The sequence below is a fragment of the Streptomyces sp. NPDC033845 genome (assembly GCF_055576225.1).
This window is the reverse complement of record NZ_JBVIRI010000006.1, coordinates 248,671-270,765: the sequence shown is the minus strand read 5'-3', so window position 1 is coordinate 270,765 and position 22,095 is coordinate 248,671. Positions and strand designations below refer to the sequence as shown.

The following is a 22,095-nucleotide window of genomic DNA, read 5'->3' as shown; positions in this document are numbered from 1 at the left end:
TCGATTCGAAGGTGACCTCCACGACGAACGTCTGCGTGGCGGCCTGGGCGGGTGCGCCGGTCCCGAAGACCGCGAGACCGAGGCCGGTCAGTGCCGCCAGTGAGGTGCGTGTGAAACGTCCTTGCGTCCATGCGAGCATTGCTGTGCCTTCCGGTTCTTGGTCAGCCGACGGGGCCGAGGGTCTTGATGCTGAAGAAGAGGTCGCAGGAGCCGTTCTCGTGGAAGCTTTCGAGCTTGCCCGAGCGGTTCAGTCCCTTCAGCGTGCTTTCACCGAGCTTCTCGGTGGTGTGCGAGTCGTTGCAGACGTCGTCGTCACCGGAGGTCTCGTCGTAGTCACGGATGTGGGCACCGACCCTGATCTTCTCGTCGGGCCTGACCGTCATCAGGACCTTGTTGTTCTTGACGGCGTACTTGAGGTTGCAGCGCTTGTAGGTGTCCGAGGTGCACATCTCGCGCTGCTCGAAGGAATAGACGAGGGAGTTGTGCACGATCACCGTGCACTTGCCCTCCCCGGTCGCGACCCAGTGGACGTCCCCGTTGAAGCCGCCGCAGCCGGAGGGCTTCGCGCCCCAGGTCCCGATGTTGCGCACCCCGGACTTGAAGGTGCCCTGGTCCGCCGCGCTGGTGCCGGCGGACAGGGATCCGTAGATATTGGACCGACCGACGGGGCCGTTGATGTCGCCGTCGTCCAGGAAACTGAAGATGACGCTCTTGAAGGTCACTTCGACGGCGTACTTCTTCGGTTCGGCGGCCTGGACGGGCGCGGCGAACGCGCCGCCCGCCAGGGAGGAGACCGCGACGGTCCCCAGAATTCCGCGGAACCAGGCGGACTTCAGTATGCGTCCAGCACGTCCGGTACCTCTCATTGCATTTCTCCCTTGGGGGCGTCGTGTGCCACTACAGTCCCCGAGCACCACGCCGGCCACATCAGGGGTGACCCCCAAAGACATCGTGCAGGGCCTGTCCGTATCCCTCCCCCTGAATGTGGTGCGCCCCCAACACAGGGGACTCCCCCTGAGGCGGGGCACGTGGTGCGGCACACACGATGGGGTGGGCGCGGCGAGCGCCCTGTCGAGGAAGCGAGGAACCGAAATGTGCCATCACATTCCCGTCTGCCCGCCCGCGGACGCCGCCGACCGGGAGGCGGCACGGGTCCTCGTGCACCGACCGGAGCAGGGCTGGAGCCTGCTGTGCAACGGCGTGCTCTTCTTCGAGGACACCGGTGAACTGCTGCCCGGCGGGGAGATCGTGAGCCCGCACCGGGCGATCCGGCTCCCTTCATTCGAGGTGGCCGCATGAGCGGCGCGCCGGCGGTCCCGCGGGTGGTGGTGCCCGCGGGCCCGGTGGGCGAGCGGAGTTCCCTGCCGGGTGACGAGGCCACCGATCCCAGCGTCCCCGAGGTCGCTCTGGCGGTGGCCGCCCTGATCGGGATGGCCCGGCTGATCCTCAGGGCCCGCGGCTGGACCCCCTACTACCGTGCTCCCGTCTTCCCCGACGACGTGAACCACCCCTGCACCATCAGGCAGGCCCTCGACGCGGCCGTCGGCACCGAGACCGCCCTCCCCCGGGCCCTCCGCGACCATGCGCTGGACCGGCTGGACGAGGCCGTGGCCCGTCGGAGCGCCCTGCTCTGCCGTACTCCCGTCGACACCTGGGAGAAGGCCCACGGCAGGACGGTCGACGAAGTCCTCGACCTCCTCTCCTGCGCGACCCGCGACCTCGTCTGAGGCCGGCCCGGTGTGCACGGCGGGTGCGGGGCTGCCGGGCACCGTGCCGCCGGCCGGTCGCCCTGCTCGGCACCGGCTCGTAGTCCTCGCACCGAGGCGGGCTTCCCGGGAAGCCCGGATCCGGTCGCGTTTCCGGCCTCACCACCCGGGCCGTCGGCGGTCCGCGTGCGGGTGACACGGACCGCCGAGGGGACCAGGGTGCCCGCTACCGGATCAGGGGACCGTCACCAGGTTGAGGTTGTAGGCGTCGAGGACCTCCTTGATCGGCTGGAAGAAGGTCTCGCTGGGCTTGCCCACTTCGTTCCCGCAGGCGGTCTTGGGCCCGCCCGGGCTGGTCGGACGCAGGATGACGAGCGAGAGGACGCCGACCGCCTTCCAGTTGGGGCTGGCGGCGGTCCCGGAGTTCTGGACGCCCGAACCGCCGCTGTCGCCCGGCTTTCCGCAGAGGTCCACCTCGGTCAGACCCGAGACGGTGCCGAGCACCTCGCCCGAGGGCTTCAGGACGTTGACCGTGCGGTTGGTCTGCTTCACCATTCCGCAGGTCCATTTGGTGGTGTTCCCGGACTTGCAGACCTGAGAGCCGACCAACGGGTTTCCGGCGAGGTACCCCTTCAACGGAATGTCCGCCGCCGCTCCGTGCCGTGACACGTAGCCGGAAGGGTCCCAGGACGCCGGATTGGTCATGAGGATCCGGCCGTAGTCGTTCGTCGGGTAGCTGCCCTCGGGGGCGATCGTGCCCAGCGCGATCCCGTTCCTGAGCGCCTTCACCTTTCCTTCGGTGCAGTGTCCGGCCGTGATCAGGTAGGGCAGTTGGAAGACCTTCTCACGACCGCTGAATCCGGCCGAGCAGAGCATGGTGGGGCCGACGGCGAGGGGGGCGGTCTGTATCTGCTCGCCGCCCCGGACTTCGAGGCCGGCAGCCACCGCGGTCCCGTTGGTCCGCTCCACCCGCACCTGGGGGCGCGAGGTCGTGCTCGCCCGTACGAACGAGGCGGTCCGCGCGTCCAGCCGCCCGTCCGGGACGGCGAGGGTGACGCGGTTCCTCATCACGTCCACGCCCCAGGAGACGGCCTTGCCTGCCCCCTGGACCTCGGCGAGTGCGTCCAGCTCGGCCTTGGTCCTGTCCAGTTCGTCCTGGCTGTAGGAGACGACCTGGGGGCGCCCTCCGCCGGACCGGACGGTCCTGGCGTCCGCCTCGTCGAGTACGCCGATCGTGAGTGCGCCGTCCTGCGGGGCGATCCAGCTGCCGCCCGAGCGGGCCCCCAGGGCCTTCTCCAGGCGTGCGGCCTGAACGGACTGGGCGCTCTCCCGGTCCATTCGCTGCTGGGCCTGTTGAGCCGGGATCTTCAAGGACCGGGCCATCATCAGGGCCTCGCCGGAGACCGGCGCCGGTTCAGGCGGTGTCGCGGCTGCGGAGGGCTGGCCTCCCAGCATCACGGCGAGGAAGAGCGATCCGGCCAGGACCGCGGGCAGGGCCCTCGATTGCGATTTCTTCACGTCCTTCTCCTCAAGGGAAGACGAATCGGGTCGGTGAACTGCGGAGCCGCCGGTTCCGAGATTCCCGACTCTCGAATGTGCCGGCGGCAAGGCAACCTTCACCAGGACGTGTGGTGTCGGGCACGCGGGTGAACCCCGGGCGAATCGCACCCGGACCCTCTGCTCGGCTCCCGAGGGCCCACCCTTGGGCGGGTGAGCACGGCCGGGCTCGGCGAGGCTGGAAACCATCGGCCCGCGCGATGTCGACGGAACCCGTCCGTCCGCCCGGCGGCGCATATGCCATGGAGCAAGGCCAGGTGACTGAGGGGGTCCGGGGCCCGCCGCACCGGCTCCGACCTGCACCGCACCCACCCCTGACAGCACCCCCTAGGCCGAGGGCCAGGGTTGGGGACGGACCCTGATGTGAGGGTCGGCCGACCCTCGGTAGAACCAAGACGAAGCAAAAGCCGTCCGGAACAGGTTCCCCTGGCGCCCGGCCTGTCGCTGTTCCCCAGGACACGAAGGTGAGCGATGAACGATCAGCAGAACAGTGGAAGCCGTGAATCACTGGACACGGAGGTCTACGTGCACGACGGGCAGTGGCCCAGAAAACCGATCCCCACCACGTTCCGCTACGACATGGCGGAACCCTTCGCCGTGACCATGGACCTGACGATGCTCGACCGGCACGTCAACTCCTGGACCTTCGCCAGGACCGTGCTGAGCCACGGCATGTTCGCCCGCACCGGGGAGGGCGATGTGACGGTCTGGCCCACCTTCGACGAGGACAGGGGCGCGAGCATCCTCATCCGCCTGCGCTCCCCCATGGGCTCGGCGCTGCTGGAAGGCGACTACCGCGGCATCTCGGAATGGCTCGAACGCACCTACGACCTCGTCCCCGACGGCACGGAGTCCTCGCTCATCGACTGGGACCAGGTCTTCAACGGCTCACCGCCCGCGTGACCGTCAGACCTTGAGCCTGTTGGGCACGTGGTAGCGCTTGAGGTAGACGTCGTCGAGGCTGAACCAGTGCACTCGTACGCACCCGACGGTCACCCAGTCCATCGCGACCTGGGAGAAGGCGGGTGTGTGGTTGGAGGGGACCCCGACGGCGAGTCCCTCCACTTCGAGGTCCGGAGCGTTGATTCCCACCGTGCCCAGGGGCACGGCCTCGGAGCCCTGCTCGGGAACGCGGAAGCCGTGGATCTTCTTCTGTCCGGGCTTGTCGTCCCGGTCGCTGGACAGGTAGAGGTGGTTCAGCACGCCGAACGCACCGCCCTGGACCCGGTGCATGGAGAAACCGCTGGGAATCGTGACCGTGCGGACGTGCTTGAAGTTCTGGTCCGGATCGTAGGCGAAGATCCGGTCCACCCGGTCGGGGGTCTCCACGGGCGAGCCGAACACGGAGCTGTAGAGCAGTCCGTCGGCGGGGTTGAGCGCGCACCAGGGCGCCGAGTACCCCTGCGGCCGCGACCCGCCGTGGTCCAGATCGCGGACCCGGGCGGTGTGCCCCGTCCAGCCGTCGGTACCGGTCAGCTGCACCTCCCATACCTGCGCCTTCACCCCGGGCTCCAGGGCCACGTACAAGCGCTTCCTGGCGGCGTCGAAGGTCGGCGCGCCGATGTGCTTGGCGGCCGGCAGCGAGAGCTCCTTCATCCACTTGGCGCTCTTGAAGTCGTGGTTCAGGCGCCACAGCCCGCGCCCCGTGCCGGTCTGGTTGCTGGTGACGTACCAGTACTCCGACCCCGGTGCCATGCCCTGGAAGTAGTTGCACCAGGTGTGGTCGTACTCCTGCTCCCCGTTGCCGTACCACTGCTCCATGTGGGGGCTGAAGTCGAGGGAGAAGTTCGGGGTGGCCGGGACCGCCCGGGCCACCCCCTGGATACCGGCCAGCCCCGTCCCCGCTATTCCGGCGACGGCGGCTCGGAGAAGTTGTCTGCGTTCCATGGCGCTCGGCCCTTCCCTGCATCGGTGATCGCTTCGGTCGTCGAAGAATCCCGTGCGGCGGGGCCGTCCCGCACCAGGAACCGACCCCAACATTGGCATCACGCGTCACGCGTCGCGGCGGGTTCAGGCCCGGGCGGAGAGCAGCAGGGTGTGGGGGCTGGCCAGATAGGTGGCGAAGGGCTCGGGGTCGGTACCCGGCCGGCAGCGGGGCGCGGTCCAGGTGACGCCGGTGAAGCCGGCATCGGCGAGGGCCCTCTCGTGCGCGGCCGCCGACCAGTAGTAGGCGGTGACGTCGATGCCCTGGCCGCCGATGTCGCTGTGCAGGTGGACGGGAGCGCCGTCGTGGAGGTCGTCCGGTGCCGTGAGGTCGAACCCGTGCTCGCGGTAGTAGTGGGGGGAGGTGTCGAAGTCCGGGTTGAGCGTGGCGGCCAGCAGTCGGCCGCCGGGTTTGAGCGCGCTGCGCAGGACGGTGCAGAGCGTGGTGAGGGCGGCTTCGGAGGGGGCGTACGGCAGGACGTAGACCGTGAGGACCACGTCGAAGGCGGCGGCCAGGGCAGGGTCGGGGAGCTTGTCCTCGGTGACGTGGCGCAGGTAGCGGACGTCGAGGGGCTCTTCCCTCTCCCGGCGTCTGGCGTACCGGATCATTCCCTCGGACTGGTCGATCCCGACCACCCGTCCCGCCCCTTCGCGGGCGAGGGTGCGTGCGTACAGGCCGCTGCCGCATCCGAAGTCGAGCACGGTGCGGTCCCGCACGCTCCCGAGGGCCTCCAGGATCGACGGCTGTTCGATCATGCGCCGGTAGGGAAGCGCCTCCATGGTCTGCTCGTAGAGATCGGCCAACTGATCGAACTGGGACTCCATCGGGCTCCCTCTCCTCGGGGCGCTCCTCGTCGGGACTCCTCGTCTCGGGGCGTCCGCCGAACAGCTCGCGTGCGGGGCCCAGTCCTACACCGCGCGCAGCGGTGCCTACAAGAAGGCCTGGGGCGCCGCGCGGATGTGCGGGGAACCCCGGGACAGCGGCGGCCCGGTGGTCCCGGAACGCGGGGACCGCCGCTCCGGTCACCGCCCCGCAGCCGTGGTGGCGCGCGCCTGAGTAGCGACTACTCTTGTGCGCCGCCACCGGGTCCCTAGCCTGTTCCGGAAGACGAGCGCTGCCGGCGGACGGGCGGGCCTCAGACGTCCGGCATCCGCCCCGCGATCACGCTGACCCGGACGGAGACCCCCATGGACATCGGTGTCATCTGGCTGTTCGACGGTTCCCCCGGAAACACCCTGGCCGACGCACCCCGCACCGGGAAGGCCGTCGAGGACATGGGATTCACCCATCTGTGGACCTCGGACCACGTCGTCTTCTTCGACGACTACCGCTCCCCCTATCCCTACAGCCCGGACGGGAAACCGCCGTTCGCCCCCCGGCAGGTGTTCCACGACGCCCTGATCAGCCTCGCCGCGGTGGCCGCCGCGACCACCACCATCCGGCTGGGCACCAACATCCTCATCCTTCCGCAGCGCAACCCCCTCGTCCTGGCCAACCAGGTCAGCGCCCTCGACAACCTGTGCCGGGGCCGGCTCGACCTGGGGGTGGGGGTCGGCTGGGCCGAGGAGGAGTACGCGGCGATCGGTGTGCCCTTCGAGCGCAGGGGAAAGCGGGCGGACGAGTACATCGACGCGATGACCAGGATGTGGCAGGACGTTCCGGCGACGTACGAGGGGGAGTTCGTGTCCTTCCGCGACGTGGTGGCGCTCCCCCACCCCGTGCAGCGTCCGCGGCCCCCCGTCCTGATCGGCGGGAACAGCCCCGGGGCCCTGCGCAGGGCGGCCCGGCGGGGCGACGGGTGGATCAGCGCGGCGCTCTCCCCGGCCGACATGCCGGACACGGTCCGGCGGTTGGAGGCCGAGTGCGCCGCCGTGGACCGCGACCCGAAGGAGCTGAAGCAGTACCACATCCTCGCCTACACCGGCGCCGACGACTTCCTGCGGTACGTGGAGGCCGCTCGGACCCACGGAGCGCAGGAGGTGGCGGTCCTTCCCGCGGTGCCGGACCGGGACGGGCTCGACGTGCTGGAGGAGATCGCGGGACTGAGGGGGGTGTCCGGGGCATGAGACCGGACCACTCCCTCAACGGATGAGCGAGATGTTCGAGGGAGGAACGATGGGGGTCACCGGAAGAGCCGCGGCGGAGGCCGGGCAGGCCACGGAGTTCAGGCGGGTGCTCGGGCACTTCGCCAGCGGAGTGACGGTGGTGACGGGGACCCGCGGGGGGCAGGCCCTGGGGTTCACCTGCCAGTCGTTCAGCGCGCTCTCGCTGGATCCTCCCCTGGTGCTGTTCGCGGTGGGGCGCGCCTCGGCGACCTGGCCGCTCATCGAGCGTTCCGGGGGATTCTGCGTGAACGTACTGGGCGCCGACCAGGGCGGGTTGTGCCGGCGGTTCGCCGTCAGCGCCTCGGACGGCGGCGACAAGTTCGCGGGCGTGGAGCACGGTCCGGCGCCCGTCACGCGTTCCCCCCTGCTGTCCGGGGTGCCGGCCTGGGTGGACTGCCTCGTCGACGCGGTCCACGGCGGGGGCGACCACCTGGTCGTGGTGGGCCGGGTCGTCGCCCTCGGCGCCCGGCCCGGCCACCAGGAGCCGCTCCTCTTCCACCGGGGACGGTTCGGCGGGTTCCGCGCGATGGAGTAGCGGCTACTCTTCTGGGCGGTTCGCGACCGTTCGAGAATGTGGCCCCGCACCCGATCGGTCTTGGAGGCAGTGGTGGTCACGAAGCCGAAGGCCCGGGCAGGTCGCCTTCTGATGGCGATGGCCCTGGTCATCTGGGGGACGGCCGCGGCCGTCCTGGTCTCCGGGGGGCCCGCTGCGGCCGTCCGGACGGAGGGGAAGCTGGTCTTCAGCTACCAGTACGCGGACCTGGGGATCACCTACTACGGCACCGGATCCGCAGACACGATCACCGTCGACCTGTCGGGCGCGGGAGACCGCATCGTGTTCACCGATTCGAATGCCTCGTCGATGATCATCGATGACAGTGCCCTGCCGGGCACCCAGTGCACGCTCGACAGCTCGACCACGATCAGCTGCCCCAAGGCCGCGAACGACATCTATTCCGAACCGCGCGAGGTGTACCAGGTGGATGTGGTCACCTGGGCCGGCGACGACACCGTGACCCTCAACGGCAGCAGCTACCTCAGCGGCAACACCTGGGCACCGATCATCGTCTCCGTCGGCGCCTGGGAGGGCAACGACACGATCACGGCCGCCGGCGGGACGTCCCATCTCGTCGGCGGCCCCGGCAACGACATCCTCACGAGCGGGCCCGGCGGGCCCAACGCCACCGTGTTCGAGGACAAACTCAGCGGGGGCTCAGGCAACGACACCTTCTACACCGCGGGCAGTTCCACCGATGAGGACGAGATCACCTGCGACGACGTGGCGGACATTCCCGTCCACCTCGGCGACGCGGTGCACCGCAATTCCAACGATGTGCTGGTGCAGCACACCAGCGGCACCTATCCGGGCCCGATCACCCATCTGGGCCACGGCTGCGACTCGGTGACCAACTACTGATCCTGCCGGGGACGCGTCGTTGAAGCCGTTCCCCCGCCGGGGCCGGGGCCGCCGGCCCCGGCCCCAACGAAGTGAAACGGACTCCGCTGCATGCACAGTTCTGGTCTCTTCCTCGAACGGACCTCGGAGGTGACGCTCCTCCACCGGGCCGTCGACGAGCTCGGGAGCGGCTCCGGCGGGCTGCTCCTGGTGGAAGGGCCCGCCGGCATCGGGAAGAGCCGGCTGCTGCGCGAGGCCGAGGCGGCCGGCCTCGCGGCGGGGGCGCGGGTGCTCTCGGCGCGCGGGAACGAGATGGAACGCGCGTTCCCGATGGGCGTCGTCCGGCAGCTCTTCACCGGCCTGCTGGCCGAGGAGGACCCCCGGCGGCGGGCGGAGTGGCTGTCGGGGGCCGCGGTGCCGGCGGCCGCGCTCCTGGGCCCGGCGGGCGAAGGAGCGCACGGGGAGCCCGTATCGGGTCACTTCGCCGTCCTGCACGGCCTGTACTGGCTGACGGCCAACGTCTGCCAGGACCGGCCCCTGGTCCTGCTGGTGGACGACGCGCACTGGGCCGACGCGGGTTCGCTGCGGTTCCTGGCCTTTCTCGCCCCCCGGGTGACGAGCCAGCCGGTGCTCGTCGTCGTCGGCGTGCGGCCCGGTGAACCAGGGGCCGAGACGCATCTGCTGGACCAGCTGGCCACCCACCCGGCCGGCCGGCTGCTGGCCCTGAGAGCACTGAGCAGGACCGGTTCGGAACAGGTGGTGCGGCACACCCTGGGCAGTTCGGCCGACCAGCCCTTCCTGGACGCCTGCTACACGGCGACGGGCGGCAATCCGCTGCTGCTGGAATCACTGGCCGCGGCGAGGGGCATCGAACCGGTGGCCGGGAACTCCCGGTCGGTGCTGGAGGTAGGCGGCCGGGCCGTGGCCCACCGGGTGGAGCTGCGGCTGGCGCAGCTTCCGCCCCGGGCGACCGCCCTGGCACGGGCGGTGGCGATCTGGGGCGTGCCCGCGAGCCTGCACGCGGTCGCCGAACTCGCCGGGCTCTCCCCGCTGGCCGCTGCCGAGACGATGAGGGCCCTGGAGCGGATGGACCTGCTCCGGGCCCATCCCACGGACGGGAATCCGGCCGCGCTGTGGAGGTTCGTCCACCCCCTGGTGCAGTCGGCGGTGTACGAGGCGATCGACCCGGCCGCACGGATGACCGGGCACCGGCGGGCGGCGAACCTGCTGACCTGGATGAAGGCTCCGGCCGAGCAGGTGGCCGCCCACCTGCTGCGGGTCCCCCCGCGGGGGGACCAGGCCGGGGTGACCACCCTGCGTCAGGCCGCGGTGGAGGCGCTGCACCGGGGGTCCAGCGACAGCGCATGCATCTACCTGAGGCGGGCCCTGGCGGAGCCGCCGTCGGAGGGCGTGCGCGCCGAGGTGCTGACGGAGGCCGCCTCCGCCGCGCAGATGGTCAACCTGGAGGAGTGCGCGGAGCACCTCACCGAGGCGATGGCCCTGACGGCCGACGTCCGGCAACGCGCCAAGTTCGCCTGCACCTTGGGAGTGGTGCTGCTGTACCTCAGCCGTACGTCGGAGGCGGTGCTGGTGATGAGCGGGGCCCGGGACGGCCTGCCCGAGGAGGACGACGACCTCAGGCGGCAGCTGGAGGGCCTGCTGCTGAACATCGTGATGACCACCGGTGGCCACGGCCATCTGGCGCGGCGGTCCCCCGAGCTGCGCCGGCTGCCCGCCTCCGACACGGTGGGGGCCCGCGCCCTGGAGGGGGTCCTCGCCGCCCTGGACGCGTTCGCCGGCGACCCCTCGGCCGTGGTGCAGGCGCGCGCGGCGCTCGCCGGCGGCTCCCTGGACCAGTCCAGTGGCCAGGTCACCGTGATCGGGGCATGGCTGGGGCTCCTGGTGGCCGACCGGTACACGGAGGGCATGGCCGCCATCGACACGGAGGTGGACCGGGGCCGTCGGAGCGGTTCGCTGTCCGAGCTCACGGTCGCCCTGATGTACCGGGCCCTCGGCTGGCTGTGGCGGGGGCGGCTGGCGGAGGCCGACCTGGACGTCCAGGAGTCACTGAGGCTGATGGCGATCACCGGGCACGTGGTCACCCGACCCATCGGTCTGGCGATCCTCACGCATTCCCTGGTGGAGCAGGGCCGCCTGGCGGAGGCGCGCGAGCAGTTCGACTCGTCCGGCCGGAACGGCCCCCTGCCCGCGTACGGGCGTCTGTACTGGTTCCTGGAGGCGGAGGCCCATCTGCTGCGCGCGGAGGGGCGGCCGGAGCAGGCCCTCGCGGCCGCGATGGCGGCGGGGCGGCGCTTCGAGGACAACTCGGGCCGCAACCCGGCGGTCGTGGCCTGGCGTTCCGAGGCGGCCCTGAGCCTGTGGGCGCTCGACCGGCAGGACGAGGCCCTCGCCCACGCGCACGCGGAGGTCGAGCTGGCGCGGAAGTGGCGGGCCCCACGGGCGCTGGGGCACGCGCTGCGCGTCGCGGGCCTGGTCAGCGGATCCGGATCCGCTGACGGGCTCGCGCTGCTGGGCGAGGCGGTGGAGGTGCTGGCGGATGGCCCGAACCGCCTGGAACTGGCCAAGGCCCTGGTCGACCACGGTGCCGCGCTCCGCTGCCACGGCCGTCGGCTGGAGGCCCGCGACCTGCTGGCGGAGGGACGCGCCCTGGCCGAGCAGTGCGGTGCGACCCGGCTGATCGACCGTGCCGCCGCGGAGCTCAACGCCGCCGGTGCGCGTCCCCGCCGGATCCAGGTCCTCGGGCCGAAGTCGCTCACTCCCAGCGAGCAGCGGGTCGCGGAGCTCGCCTCCGGGGGGATGAACAACCGTGACATAGCCCAGGCCCTCTTCGTCACCCCGAAGACGGTGGAGGCACATCTCACCAGCGCCTACCGGAAGCTTCAGGTGACCAACCGCCGGCAGCTGACCGAGGCCCTCACGGCACACACGGCCGAGGGGTCCGACGGGCCGCGTTGACGGCTCGCCCGGGATCGGGTTCCGTGGCGGGGCGGCCGAGACGCCGGTCCGGCACTGCGGAGGGCGTGAAGGGGGACGGCGGGATGCTGGTCGAACGCGAGGGTGAAGTGGCGGTCATCCGGGACGCCGTGGAGAGCCTCCGCGAGGGCGTGGGCGGGCTGGTGGCCGTCGAGGGGCCGGCCGGGATCGGGAAGTCCCGGCTGCTGGCGGAGGGGGCCCGGGCCGTCGGCCGCCTCGGCGGAACGGTGCTGACGGCGCGCGGATCCGAGATGGAGCGCTCCTTCCCCATGGGGCTGGTGCAGCAGCTGTTCGAGGGGCTGGTGGCCAGGGCCGCCCCGGAGCGCAGTGCCGAATGGCTCGCGGGCGCGGCGCGGCGGGCCGTGCCCGTGGTCGGGTCCGGGCCCGGCGGGGCGGTCAGGGCCGCCGACGGCGGCACCGGCGACTTCGCGGTGCTGCACGGGCTGTACTGGCTGACGGCCAACATCAGCCAGGACGGGCCGCTGCTGCTGGTCGTGGACGACCTGCACTGGGCCGACGCCGGATCCCTGCGCTTCCTGGCCTATCTTGCCCCCCGGATCCGGGATCTGCGGGTCCTGCTCCTCATCGCGGCGCGTTCCGACGAGCCGGACGCCGAGGAGGTCCTGTCGGAACTGATCACCCGGCACGCGGACCGCCGGGTGCTGCGTCCCGGACCGCTGTCCGCCGAGGGTGCGGCCCGGCTGCTCCGCTCCCGGATCGGGAAGCCGGCCGATGCCGCCTTCCTGCGGGCCTGCCACGCGGCCACGGGCGGGAATCCGCTGCTGCTGGAATCGCTGGCGGACGTCGTCGGGGAGGACATCGAGCCCGTCGCGGAGAACGCGGCACTGGTGGTGGACGCCGGGGCCCGGGCGGTGACCCAGCGGGTGAAGCTCCGGCTCGCCCGGCTCCCGGCGGACGCGTCGGCGCTGGCGAGGGCCGTGGCGGTGCTGGGAGAGAACGCCGGTCCGGCGGCCGCCGCGGACCTGGCGGGCCTGTCCCGGTCCCGTTGCGCCGAGATGTGCGGGGCCCTTCGGCGCATCGGGCTGCTCCAGCCCGGGCAGGGCACCGAGGACACGGATTCCCGGCCGCTGAGGTTCACCCATCCGCTGATCCGCACCGCCGTGCACGAGATCATCGACTGGTCGGAGCTGATGACCGCCCACCGGCGTGCGGTGGACCTCCTGACGGCTGCCGGGGCGTCCCCGCTCCGGGTCGCCACCCATCTGCTGCAGTTGCCGGCCGTCGGCGATCCGGAGGTCGTCGGCCTGCTGCGCCGGGCGGCGGCCGAGGCCTCGCGGCGCGGTTCCGCCGAGAGCGCCCACGCCTACCTGCGGAGGGCGCTGGCGGAGCCGCCCCGCGACGGGATCCTGGCCGAGGTACTGGCGGAGGCGGGGTCCGTCGCGGCGATGGTGGACCTGCGGGCCTGCACCGGGTACCTCCGGCGGGCGCTCGCGCTCACCGACGATCCTCGGCAGCGCGCCGGTCTCGCCGCACCGCTGGGCATGGCCCTGCACTACATGGCGCGTACCGCCGAGGCGGTGGACGTGATCACCCAGGCCCGCGACGCGCTGCCGGCCGACGACCACGACCTGCGCCGCATGCTCGACGGGAACCTCCTCTGCTTCCCGCCGACCGTGAGCGGATGGCAGCACCTCGCCGCGCCGCTGCCGGAACTCGCGCGGCTGCCCTACGCCGACACCCTGGGCGCGCGCGCCCTGGAGGCCATGATCGCGGGTGAGCAGGCCTGGCGGGGCGATCCGTCGGCGGTGGCCCGCGCCCGGTCCGCCCTGGCCGGCGGCAGGCTGCGGCTGGCGAACTCCCAGGCGGTCGTCCTCGGTGCCTGGCTCGCCCTGCTGGTCGCCGACGAGCACGACGAGGCCATGGCGGCGATGGACGCCGCGGTCGAGGAAGCCCGCCGGAGCGGCTCGCTGGCCGTGCTCCCCATCGCCCGGATCTACCAGGGCCTCGGCTGGCTGTGGCACGGACAGCTCTCCGAGGCGGAATCGGTGAGCTCGGAGGTGCTGAGGCTGATCGAGCTGACGCACCACGACATCGCCCGACCCGTGGCCGTGGCCATCCTGGCCCGGACGCTCGTCGAACAGGGACGGCGGGCCGAGGCGGCGGAGGTGCTGGAACGCGGCGCCCCCGGCGATCCACTGCCCGCCGCGGGGCTCCTCTACTGGTTCCTGGAGGCCCGGGCGAGCCTGCTGCGCGCCCAGGGTCGCCCGGAGGAGGCGCTGACGGCCGCACTCGCCGCCGGGGACCGCTTCGCCTCCAATTCCGGCCGCAACCCCGCGGTGGTGGCCTGGCGCGGCGAGGCGGCACTGAACCTGCTCGCCCTGCACCGTCCGCAGGAGGCCCTCGTCCTCGCCCGGGAGGAACTGGTGCTGGCCCGGCGCTGGGGGGCGCCGAGAGCCCTCGGCCGGGCTCTGCGGATCACCGGCCGGGCCACCGGCGGTGAGCGGGGGCGGGAGCTGCTCCGGGAGGCCGTGACGGTCCTGGCCCCGAGCCCGGCGCGACTGGAGTACGCGAAGGCCTTGGTCGACCTCGGGGCGGCGCTGCGTCGGACCGGTCTGCGCGGTGAGGCCCGCGCCCTGCTCGGGGAGGGCCATGCCCTGGCGCGGGCCCGCGGAGCCGAACCGCTCGCCGGGCTGGCCTCCGCCGAACTGGCCGCCACGGGGGTCGGACCGCGGCAGCCGGAGGTCGCCGGGCCCGGCTCCCTCACCCCCAGCGAACGGCGGGTGGCGGAACTGGTGTGCGGGGGCATGAGCAACCGGGACATCGCACAGCACCTCTTCGTCACCACCAAGACGGTGGAGGCGCATCTCACCAACGCCTACCGCAAGCTGGGGGTCTCCAGTCGGCGGGAGCTGAAGGGGGCCCTCAGCTGACCACCTCCGCGGTGGCGCGAAGCGGGCCCGTCCACCAGGTGGGGCGGGGCGGTTTGGGGCGCCGCCGGTTCCGGTCCCGCCGGTCGCGGCCGGGCAGGGACAGCGTCAGCCAGGCCCCCTCCTCGCCTCCGGTCTCCTCGGCGTCGGCGGCCCACATCATGAAGCGGTTCAGGACGGTGCCGACCTCGCCGTGGGCCGGGCTTCCCGGCTCCACCACGAGCCGGGACTCCCCCACCCGGGGCGCGCCCAGCCGGTCCAGCTCCCGGGCCTCCCGCTCGGGCCACAGGCAGCAGCCCCGTGCGCAGCCGCACCCGACGGGGATGCGGTCGCGGTGTCGCGGATCGTCGAAATGGCCGCAGTTCGGCTCCACCGGCACTACCACCGGACCGGTAGGTGCTCGGGACCGCGCATCATCATGCCGGGGCGCCAGGCCAGGTCCTCCCGGGGTACGGCCAGGGCGAGTTCGGGGCAGCGGGTGAGGAGGGCGCCCAGGGCGATGCGGGCTTCCAGCCGGGCCAGCGGAGCTCCGAGGCAGTAGTGGATGCCGTGGCCGAAGGCGACATGGCCCCGGGTGTCGCGGCGGATGTCGAAGCGGCCGGGGAGGGGGAAGCGGGCCGGGTCCCGGTCGGCGTCGGCGAGTGCGACGAGGACGAGTTGCCCGCCGCCGGGGATGATGGTGCCCGCCAGTTCGTACGGGTCCACGGTGAACCGGTAGGTGGGCGTCTCCACCGGCCCGTCGTAGCGCAGCACCTCCTCGACGGTGTTGTCGATCAGTCCGTAGAAGTCGGACCGCAGCGCGGCGAGTTGGTCGGGATGGGTCAGCAGGGCGAGGACTCCGTTGGTGAGCAGGTTGACGGTGGTCTCGTGGCCGGCGACGAGCAGCAGCCAGACCATGCCGAGGAGTTCCTCGCTGGAGAGGGCCTCGTCCTCGGTGTCGTCCGCGGTGTGCAGCAGGGCGCTGACCAGGTCGTCCCCGGGGTTCTCGCGCTTGTCGTCCAGGAGTGCGGTCAGATAGCCGGTGAGGGCCTCGGAGGCGGCCGCGCGCGCGGCGGGGGCGGCCGCGGTGACGGTGGTGCGGGACCAGGCCCGGAAGCGTTCGCGGTCCGGTACCGGTACGCCGATCAGTTCGCCGATGACGGTGATCGGGAGGGGGAAGCAGAGCGAGTCGACCAGGTCGGCGGTGCGGCGGGGGGTGGCCAGCATCGCGTCGAGGAGGGTGTCGGTGGTCTCGGCGATGCGCGGTGCCAGCCGTTCGATCCGGCGGGGGGTGAACTCCCGGGCGATCAGCCGGCGCAGCCGGGTGTGGACGGGCGGGTCGGCGCCGAGCATGGTGACGGCGGAGAAGAACGGCTGGACGCCCAGTCCGGGGGCGGCGCTCCCCCAGCGTTTGGTCAGGCGGGGGTCGGCGAGAGCGGTGCGCGCCGCCGTGTATCCGACGACGAGCCAGGCTTCGGTGCCGCCGGGCATCAGGATGCGGTGGACCGGACCGCGCTCCCGTAAGGAGGCGTAGACGGGGTACGGGTCGCGGGTGAAGTCCTCGCCGAGTGCGGCGAGGTCCACCACGGTGGGGTCGCTCAAGCGGGCGCCTCTTTTCTTGGGCGTGGAGCCCCGGGACGGTCGGACCGGGGCGTCGGCAGCTCCGATTGTGGATTCCGGAACGGCGTCCCGCATCGGGGGAGGACCCTGAGGAGAGGCTTGCGAATCCCAGGGTGAGGCGCACCGGGCCCTTGCTTGATGTGGCTGCCGCCGCACATCACCCCGGTGTCCGGGGGTCACTCCGGCCCCGTGTGCCTCATCCGGATTCCGTTGCCCGGGCCAGGGCGACCGCGAGTTCCTTCCGGCCGGCGATGCCCAGTTTGCGGTAGCTGCTCGACAGGTAGGCCTCGACGGTCTTGACCGTCACCAGCAGCTGGTGGGCGATCTCCCGGTTGGTGACTCCCCTCGCCGCCAGTTCGCAGCTCCGGAGCTCGCTGGGGTTGAGCGCCTCCGGGCCGCCCGGCGTTCGCCCCGTGGAGCCGCCGGCCGCCGCGAGTTCGCGACGCGCCCTGGCCGCCAGTGGTCCGGCACCGCACCGGACCGCCCGCCGCAGGCCCTCGTCCAGGCAGTGGACGCCGTCCGTGTCGCCCCGTTCCCGCAGGACCGTGCCGAGTTCCACGAGGCTGTGCGCGAGTTCCAGGTGGGCGGTCGAGCCCCGCAGCACGGCGACGGACTCCCGCAGCCGGCCGGTGCCCACACGTTCGGGTTCCACGATGCCCGAGACCCGCAGGGCCCGGCCGAGGGCGCGCGGTGCCCCCCAGCGGACGGCCAGGGCCAGTTCGTCGGCGGCGTGGCGGCGGGCCTCGTCGTAGCGGCCGAGGGAGTGGAAGGACAGGGCGGCTTCCGACTGCCAGGGCACGCCGGCCGGGTTCCGCCCGCCGTGCGCCGCCCAGCGCCGCCCGGCGAGAACGGCGGCCTCCACGGCCTCGTCGTGCCGACCGGAGAGCCTCAGCCACCGGGTGCGCGCGTGGAGCAGGAAGGACAGTTGGCCGCCGGGCGGCGGTGAGAGCAGCGGTATTCCCGCCGCGTCGATCGCGGCTCCGGCGCCGTCGAGGTCCCCGGTCTCCAGCAGTGTCTCGGCCAGGTAGGCGGCGATGAAGGGGCGTCCGACGTCGACGTTCGCCAGCTCCATGGCTTCCAGGGCGTCGATCAGGTCCTCCCGCGCCTCGGCCAGCTCGCCCCGCCAGAGCCGGGCCACTCCCCGGAAGCAGTAGGCGGCCGACAGGGCGCGCGGGGCGCGGAGCCGGCGTCCGATGTCCACGCTCTCGGCCAGGCGGTCCAGGACCCTGGGGTCGTCGGCCATGAGGAGGGTCAGCCACGAGCAGACCTGCCAGCTCTCGGTGCTCGCCTCCGGTACGGAGAACTCGTCGGCGGGCCGCGGGTCGGTCTCGTGGACCAGCACGTCGCAGCCGCCCAGGCGCGACACCGCGTTCGGGTTCCCGTCGTACGCCTCGACGGCGGCGCGGACGCAGGCCAGGCCCCGTGCGCCCAGGCTGTCGTGCTCGGGCGGCTCGGCGAGGTCCCGGGCGTAGGCGAGGAGGTCCGGACGGTCGGGCATCACCAGGGGGATGTTGACGAGGCTCGCCTGGAGGCGGCCGCGCAGGTCGGTCTCGTCCTCCGGCAGGGCCGACAGGGCTTCCCGCCACACCCGGTAGGCCCGGTCCGCCTGCTGCGACAGCAGCAGCACTCCCCCCAGGACCCAGTTCAGCCGTGCCGCCTCCCGTGGGTCGTGCGTCAGGGCCAGGGCCTGCTCCAGGTATCCGACGGCCGATCCCAGGTCGACCAGTTGGCGTGCGCTGGCCGCGCTGAGCAGGACCGAGCGGCGGACGTCGTCCTCCATGGGTTCGGCCAGGCACCGCCGGAGGTAGGCGTGCGTCTCGTCGGGGGAGCTCCGCGCCCAGGCGTCGTGGGCCGCGCGCCGCAGGGTGGTGACGGCCGCCGGATCCCCGGTGGCCGGTATCCGCAGCAGGTGCGCGGCCGCGGATTCGGCGAGTTCGTGGTTGTCGGTGAAGAGTTCGGCCGCCCGCTGGTGGTACTCGGCCCTGCGGGGCGGGGCGATGTGCTCGTACACGGCCGCCTGGACCAGCGGGTGGACGTAGGCGTACCGGATGCCCTCGCGTTCGGGGCGCAGGGTCCGGATGAGGTGGCCCTCTTCGAGGCGGGCGGCTCCCCGGCCCACTTCGAGGGTGGTGAGGTCGGCCAGCCGGGCCGCGTTGGCCGGGGTGGCCTGCCCGTCCAGTACGGCGATCGACTCCGCCAGGCGGAGGGAGGCGTCCGGCACTCCGTCCAGTTCGACGGCGACGCGCTGCTGCACGGCGGCCGAGCCGATCTCCAGGACCCGGTGGGCGTTGCCGTCGGCGGGGAGGAGCCCTTCGGCCGTCAGGGCGAGCGCCAGCTCGCGCAAGAGCAGCGGGTTTCCGGCGGTGCTGCGGTGGCAGGCCCGGGTGAACTCCGCTTCCGGCGGGGAACCGAGCAGGACGGACAGGAGGGTCTCGGTGGCCTGCTCGCTCAGGGCGGCGGGGCGCACCACCTGGACCCTTTCCCTGGTGAGGAGGCGGTCCAGCAGGTGCGCGTCGGCGCCCGGCGCGGGGGGCCGCAGGCCTGCGACGACGAGGACCGGGAGGTGGCCGAGGCGGGGTTGGAGGTAGCTGAGGAACCGCAGCGATGATTCGTCCGCCCACTGGAGGTCGTCGAGGGTGAGGACGAGCGGCTCGTCGCGGCTCATCCGGGCGAGGAGGTGGTGGAGGGCGTCCAGTCCGGCGAGGCCTCCGGCGGCTTCCTCCGCGCCGGTGCCCCGCACCAGGAGTTCTTCGGCCGCGCCTGCCGGTCCGTCGAACACGTCCCGGCCCCGGGGTCCGGACCGGCCGCCGGCCACGGGGGCGAAGAGCTGGCGGACCACACCGAAGGCGTAGCTGCGTTCCATGACGGAGCCCCGGGCCGTGAGGACCCGCAGCCCGCGGGCGCGCGCCTCCTGCCGGACGGCCGCCAGCAGGACGCTCTTGCCCATGCCCGGGGAGCCGTAGACGAACGCGCAGCCGCCGGCCCCTTCCGCGAGCGCGTCGAGGGCCTGGTGGAACACGGCCACGTCGTCGTCCCGTTCCAGTACGGGCAAGGTCTCCGGTGTCATTCCCTCGTCACTCCTGTCACACGTCCCGCTCCGCGTACGGCGGGCACCCTCACCATCCGCCGCAACAGCTCCACCTGCCTCGGGGGCCCGCCCCGACCACACCCCCAAGGGTTCGCGCCGGTCCGTACTCCCGACCCCGACCCCGCGTGTCCAGGGCCGGACCCCGGTTTCTGCGGGTCGAACCCTGATGCGCGGGTCCCGCCTCGTGCATCAAGATCATCAGGCGTACGGGTGCGGCCCACCGGCGCCGGAAGGGTTTAGGGGCGAGCGAGGCGGGAGAGAGCCGATGTCCGGTCACGAGAGCGGTCACGAGGAGCTGCCGGGGGTCGCGATCGACACCCCGGGGGTGGAGGAGGTCCTGCGGCTGCGCGAGCGGGGGACGTACAAGGGGGTGATCGCGCTGGCGGTGGAAGCGGTGCTGTTCTGCTTCCTGTTCCTGGTGGTGGGGCCCTCCTCCGTCACCGCCGTGGCCGGCGCCCTCCTGGCCCCCGTCGTGCTGGCCACAGTGGCGCTGACGCTGCTCTGGCACCGGGCCCGGGTGAAGGAGCGGCGCATCATGGCCACCTATCCGTGGCAGGTGTGGCCCTGCGCGGTCCGTGAGACGCGGGTGGTCGCGGCGGAAGGGCGACGTGAAGGCGGCCGGCGCTGGGGCACCGAGGAGCGGGTGGTCCTGCTGCGGCCCGACGGGGGGAGCGCCTGCTCCTTCCCGCCCCCCGAGCAGGGGTGGGACGGACCGCGCACACCGGCACCGGCCCCGGGCCGGGACCGGGTGTGGTTCGCGGGTGACACCCGGTTCGGCGGAATGCTCGCCGCGCCCGGCGGGCTGCCGTTCCGGTACGTGACCCGCACGAAACCGAACCCGAGCCGCGGCACGGCGGCGGCGGACGCCGCGGCACGGCGCGCCGGCCTGATGCCCAGGGGCCCGCGCTGACCCTGCCCGGGCGGTTCGCCGGGACGCGTGGCCGGGGCGGGGCCGAGGGGCCCGGGGGACGGGTTTGGGGATCGACCCTGATGTAGGGGCCCGCCGGCCGCCGGTAGAACCGAGATGACGGATATTCCCCTTGCCGATGCTCCTCAGGCCTTGAAGGTGAGCCATGACCGACCGACACCCCACCCGAAGCCACGAGTCCCTTGACACCGTGCTCTACGTCCGCGAGGAGCACGGGGGCAGGACGCCCGTCTCGGCCGCGTTCCGGTACGACGCCGCCGACCCCTTCGCCGTCACCGTGAACTTCACCCTGTTCGAACGGCACCTCACCTCCTGGACCTTCGCCCGCGAGCTGTTGAGCTACGGCATGTTCGCGCGCACCGGGGAAGGCGATGTGGCGGCCTGGCCCTGCTTCGACGAGGACGACGGCGCCGCCCTGTTCATCCGGCTGCGGACGACCCTGGGCTCCGCCGTGCTCGAAGGCGACTACTACGGGATCGCCGAATGGCTGGAGCGCACCTACGAACTGGTCCCCGAGGGCACCGAGGCCCTGGCCATCGACTGGGACGCGCTCTTCGACGGATCGCCGCCCGAATGCACCCCGTGACCGGACCCCGCTCACCCCATACCCCTTGCCGACCGAGCCTGCGGGCATCCGCGGAGGAGACCATGCCGACCGACCCCGTCGCCGAAGACGCCGACACCCTGCTGGCGCTGGCCCTGTCGCCCGAGGCCCTGGACGACCCCTACCCCCACTACGCCCGGCTGCGCGCGGCGGCTCCCGTGCACCTGGCGGGCAACGGCGCGTGCCACATCAGCGGACACGCGCAGTGCGAGCGCACCCTGACCGACCCCCGGGTCGGGACCTGGGGGGCCCGGCAACTGGGCGCGGCCCGGGACGACTGGCGGGTCCACCCCGCCTACACGACCGCCTACAGCGGCATGCTGACCCAGGACCCGCCGCTCCACACCGAGCTCCGCAAGCCCGTCATGAAGGCCTTCACCCCGCGCCGCGTCGAGCAGTTGCGCGACGCGGTCGACGCGACGGTGCACCGCTATCTGGACGCCCTCGCCGAGAGCGGAGCCGACGGAGGCACGGTCGACTTCATGGAGACGTTCGCCTTCCACGTGCCCGCCGTCGTCATCGGCGATCTGCTCGGGGTGCCGGCAGCCGACCACCTGCTGCTGCGGGACCTCGTACGGGACTGGGCCTTGGTCTTCGAATCGGCACCCACCGCGGAGCAGGTGGAGCGGGCCGACACGGCGGCGGTAGGGCTCTGGGCCTACCTGGGCGAGCTGGTCGCCGACCGGCGGGCCCACCCCCGCGACGACCTGCTCTCGGCGTTCCTGACCGCCGGTCCCGGTGAGCGCCTCTCCGGGCCGGACCTGCTGAACACCCTGGCCTCCCTGTACGGTGCCGGGCTGGACACCGTCAGCGACCTGTTCGGCAACGGTCTGGTGGCTCTGCTCCGAGACCCCGGACAGGCCGCCGCCGTCCGCTCCGAAGCGGCCGTGGCCCGCACGGTCACCGACGAACTGCTGCGCTACGACGCCCCCGGGCAGATGCTGATGCGCATCGCGCTGGAGGACCTGCGGATCGGCGGCGTCGACGTTCCCGCCGGCACCCCGCTGGTCCTGCTGGTCGGTGCCGCCAACCACGACCCCGGAGTGTTCGCCGACCCCGGCAGGCTCGATGTGCGGCGCTCGCCGAACCGCCATCTGAGCCTCAGCCACGGCGCCCACCACTGCGTGGGGGCCGCGCTCTCCCGGCTGGAGGGCGAGACCGGGTTCCCGGCGCTGCTCAAGCGCTTCCCCGGAATCGCTCTCGCCGGACCGCCGGTACGCCGTCCCGGAGCGGTGTTCCGCGGGTACGAGCGGATCCCGATCACCCTCTAGCCGCGACCGTCGCGGCGGCCGCCAACCCGCCGCCG

General features: G+C 72.6%; 18 protein-coding genes. 11 read left to right on the top strand and 7 right to left on the bottom strand.

All coding sequences use genetic code 11. The features are described from left to right. Window positions 1-161: 161 nt before the first annotated feature. Entirely contained in the window at window positions 162-866 is a 705-nt protein-coding gene (locus ACZ50K_RS15910) for a hypothetical protein (protein WP_468902963.1), read from the bottom strand. Between the two features lie 226 nt (window positions 867-1,092). On the opposite strand from ACZ50K_RS15910, the gene ACZ50K_RS15905 reads away from it, so the two are divergent. Both ACZ50K_RS15905 and ACZ50K_RS15900 read left to right on the top strand, forming a co-directional pair. Then, the gene (locus ACZ50K_RS15905; RefSeq protein WP_468902961.1) at window positions 1,093-1,299 is read left to right on the top strand and encodes a DUF5999 family protein; all 207 of its coding nucleotides are present in this window, start codon (window positions 1,093-1,095) and stop codon (window positions 1,297-1,299) included. After that, on the top strand, window positions 1,296-1,727 hold the full coding sequence (locus ACZ50K_RS15900; RefSeq protein ID WP_468902959.1) for a DUF6197 family protein: 432 nt from the start codon (window positions 1,296-1,298) through the stop codon (window positions 1,725-1,727). The genes ACZ50K_RS15905 and ACZ50K_RS15900 overlap by 4 nt, the downstream gene beginning before the upstream one ends. Before the next feature lie 213 nt (window positions 1,728-1,940). On the opposite strand, the gene ACZ50K_RS15895 is transcribed toward ACZ50K_RS15900, so the two are convergent. Continuing rightward, window positions 1,941-3,224, bottom strand: a complete 1,284-nt coding sequence (locus tag ACZ50K_RS15895; RefSeq protein WP_468902957.1) for a S1 family peptidase — start codon at window positions 3,222-3,224, stop codon at window positions 1,941-1,943. A 510-nt stretch (window positions 3,225-3,734) separates the two neighbouring features. Here ACZ50K_RS15895 and ACZ50K_RS15890 point away from each other — a divergent pair. Continuing rightward, window positions 3,735-4,166, top strand: coding sequence for an SsgA family sporulation/cell division regulator (locus ACZ50K_RS15890; RefSeq protein ID WP_468902955.1), 432 nt, complete (start codon window positions 3,735-3,737; stop codon window positions 4,164-4,166). Window positions 4,167-4,169: 3 nt separating this feature from the next. Here ACZ50K_RS15890 and ACZ50K_RS15885 read toward each other — a convergent pair whose 3' ends face one another. Further along, the gene (locus ACZ50K_RS15885; RefSeq protein WP_468902952.1) at window positions 4,170-5,150 is read right to left on the bottom strand and encodes a hypothetical protein; all 981 of its coding nucleotides are present in this window, start codon (window positions 5,148-5,150) and stop codon (window positions 4,170-4,172) included. Window positions 5,151-5,273: 123 nt separating this feature from the next. Further along, window positions 5,274-6,011 (bottom strand): class I SAM-dependent methyltransferase, encoded by a 738-nt coding sequence (locus ACZ50K_RS15880; protein WP_468902949.1) that lies wholly within the window; start codon window positions 6,009-6,011, stop codon window positions 5,274-5,276. Window positions 6,012-6,374: 363 nt separating this feature from the next. Here ACZ50K_RS15880 and ACZ50K_RS15875 point away from each other — a divergent pair, with 363 nt between their 5' ends. From ACZ50K_RS15875 to ACZ50K_RS15855, 5 genes are all read left to right on the top strand, one after another. Further along, window positions 6,375-7,253: an LLM class F420-dependent oxidoreductase gene (locus ACZ50K_RS15875; RefSeq protein ID WP_468902947.1), complete on the top strand. Its 879-nt coding sequence runs from the start codon at window positions 6,375-6,377 to the stop codon at window positions 7,251-7,253. 49 nt (window positions 7,254-7,302) lie between these two features. Continuing rightward, the gene (locus ACZ50K_RS15870; RefSeq protein WP_468903228.1) at window positions 7,303-7,827 is read left to right on the top strand and encodes a flavin reductase family protein; all 525 of its coding nucleotides are present in this window, start codon (window positions 7,303-7,305) and stop codon (window positions 7,825-7,827) included. A gap of 72 nt (window positions 7,828-7,899) precedes the next feature. After that, the gene (locus ACZ50K_RS15865; RefSeq protein WP_468902945.1) at window positions 7,900-8,709 is read left to right on the top strand and encodes a hypothetical protein; all 810 of its coding nucleotides are present in this window, start codon (window positions 7,900-7,902) and stop codon (window positions 8,707-8,709) included. A 90-nt stretch (window positions 8,710-8,799) separates the two neighbouring features. Continuing rightward, the gene (locus ACZ50K_RS15860) at window positions 8,800-11,664 is read left to right on the top strand and encodes a helix-turn-helix transcriptional regulator (protein ID WP_468902943.1); all 2,865 of its coding nucleotides are present in this window, start codon (window positions 8,800-8,802) and stop codon (window positions 11,662-11,664) included. An 83-nt stretch (window positions 11,665-11,747) separates the two neighbouring features. Next, on the top strand, window positions 11,748-14,573 hold the full coding sequence (locus ACZ50K_RS15855; protein WP_468902941.1) for a helix-turn-helix transcriptional regulator: 2,826 nt from the start codon (window positions 11,748-11,750) through the stop codon (window positions 14,571-14,573). On the opposite strand, the gene ACZ50K_RS15850 is transcribed toward ACZ50K_RS15855, so the two are convergent. The 3 genes from ACZ50K_RS15850 to ACZ50K_RS15840 form a co-directional block, all read right to left on the bottom strand. Then, window positions 14,566-14,943 carry a hypothetical protein gene (locus ACZ50K_RS15850; protein WP_468902939.1) on the bottom strand — a complete coding sequence of 126 codons (378 nt, stop codon included), beginning with the start codon at window positions 14,941-14,943 and terminating at the stop codon, window positions 14,566-14,568. The genes ACZ50K_RS15855 and ACZ50K_RS15850 overlap by 8 nt on opposite strands. 5 nt (window positions 14,944-14,948) lie before the next feature. Beyond that, window positions 14,949-16,151, bottom strand: a complete 1,203-nt coding sequence (locus ACZ50K_RS15845) for a cytochrome P450 family protein (protein WP_468902938.1) — start codon at window positions 16,149-16,151, stop codon at window positions 14,949-14,951. A gap of 214 nt (window positions 16,152-16,365) precedes the next feature. Next, a complete protein-coding gene (locus ACZ50K_RS15840) occupies window positions 16,366-19,236 on the bottom strand; it encodes a helix-turn-helix transcriptional regulator (RefSeq protein WP_468902935.1) in 2,871 nt (956 codons plus the stop codon). 286 nt (window positions 19,237-19,522) lie between these two features. On the opposite strand from ACZ50K_RS15840, the gene ACZ50K_RS15835 reads away from it, so the two are divergent. The 3 genes from ACZ50K_RS15835 to ACZ50K_RS15825 all read left to right on the top strand — a co-directional run bounded on the left by ACZ50K_RS15835 (window position 19,523) and on the right by ACZ50K_RS15825 (window position 22,060). After that, entirely contained in the window at window positions 19,523-20,167 is a 645-nt protein-coding gene (locus ACZ50K_RS15835; protein WP_468902933.1) for a hypothetical protein, read from the top strand. Between the two features lie 163 nt (window positions 20,168-20,330). Continuing rightward, window positions 20,331-20,771 (top strand): SsgA family sporulation/cell division regulator, encoded by a 441-nt coding sequence (locus tag ACZ50K_RS15830; protein ID WP_468902932.1) that lies wholly within the window; start codon window positions 20,331-20,333, stop codon window positions 20,769-20,771. A gap of 62 nt (window positions 20,772-20,833) precedes the next feature. Further along, window positions 20,834-22,060, top strand: coding sequence for a cytochrome P450 (locus tag ACZ50K_RS15825; protein WP_468902930.1), 1,227 nt, complete (start codon window positions 20,834-20,836; stop codon window positions 22,058-22,060). The last annotated feature ends 35 nt before the right edge of the window (window positions 22,061-22,095 follow it).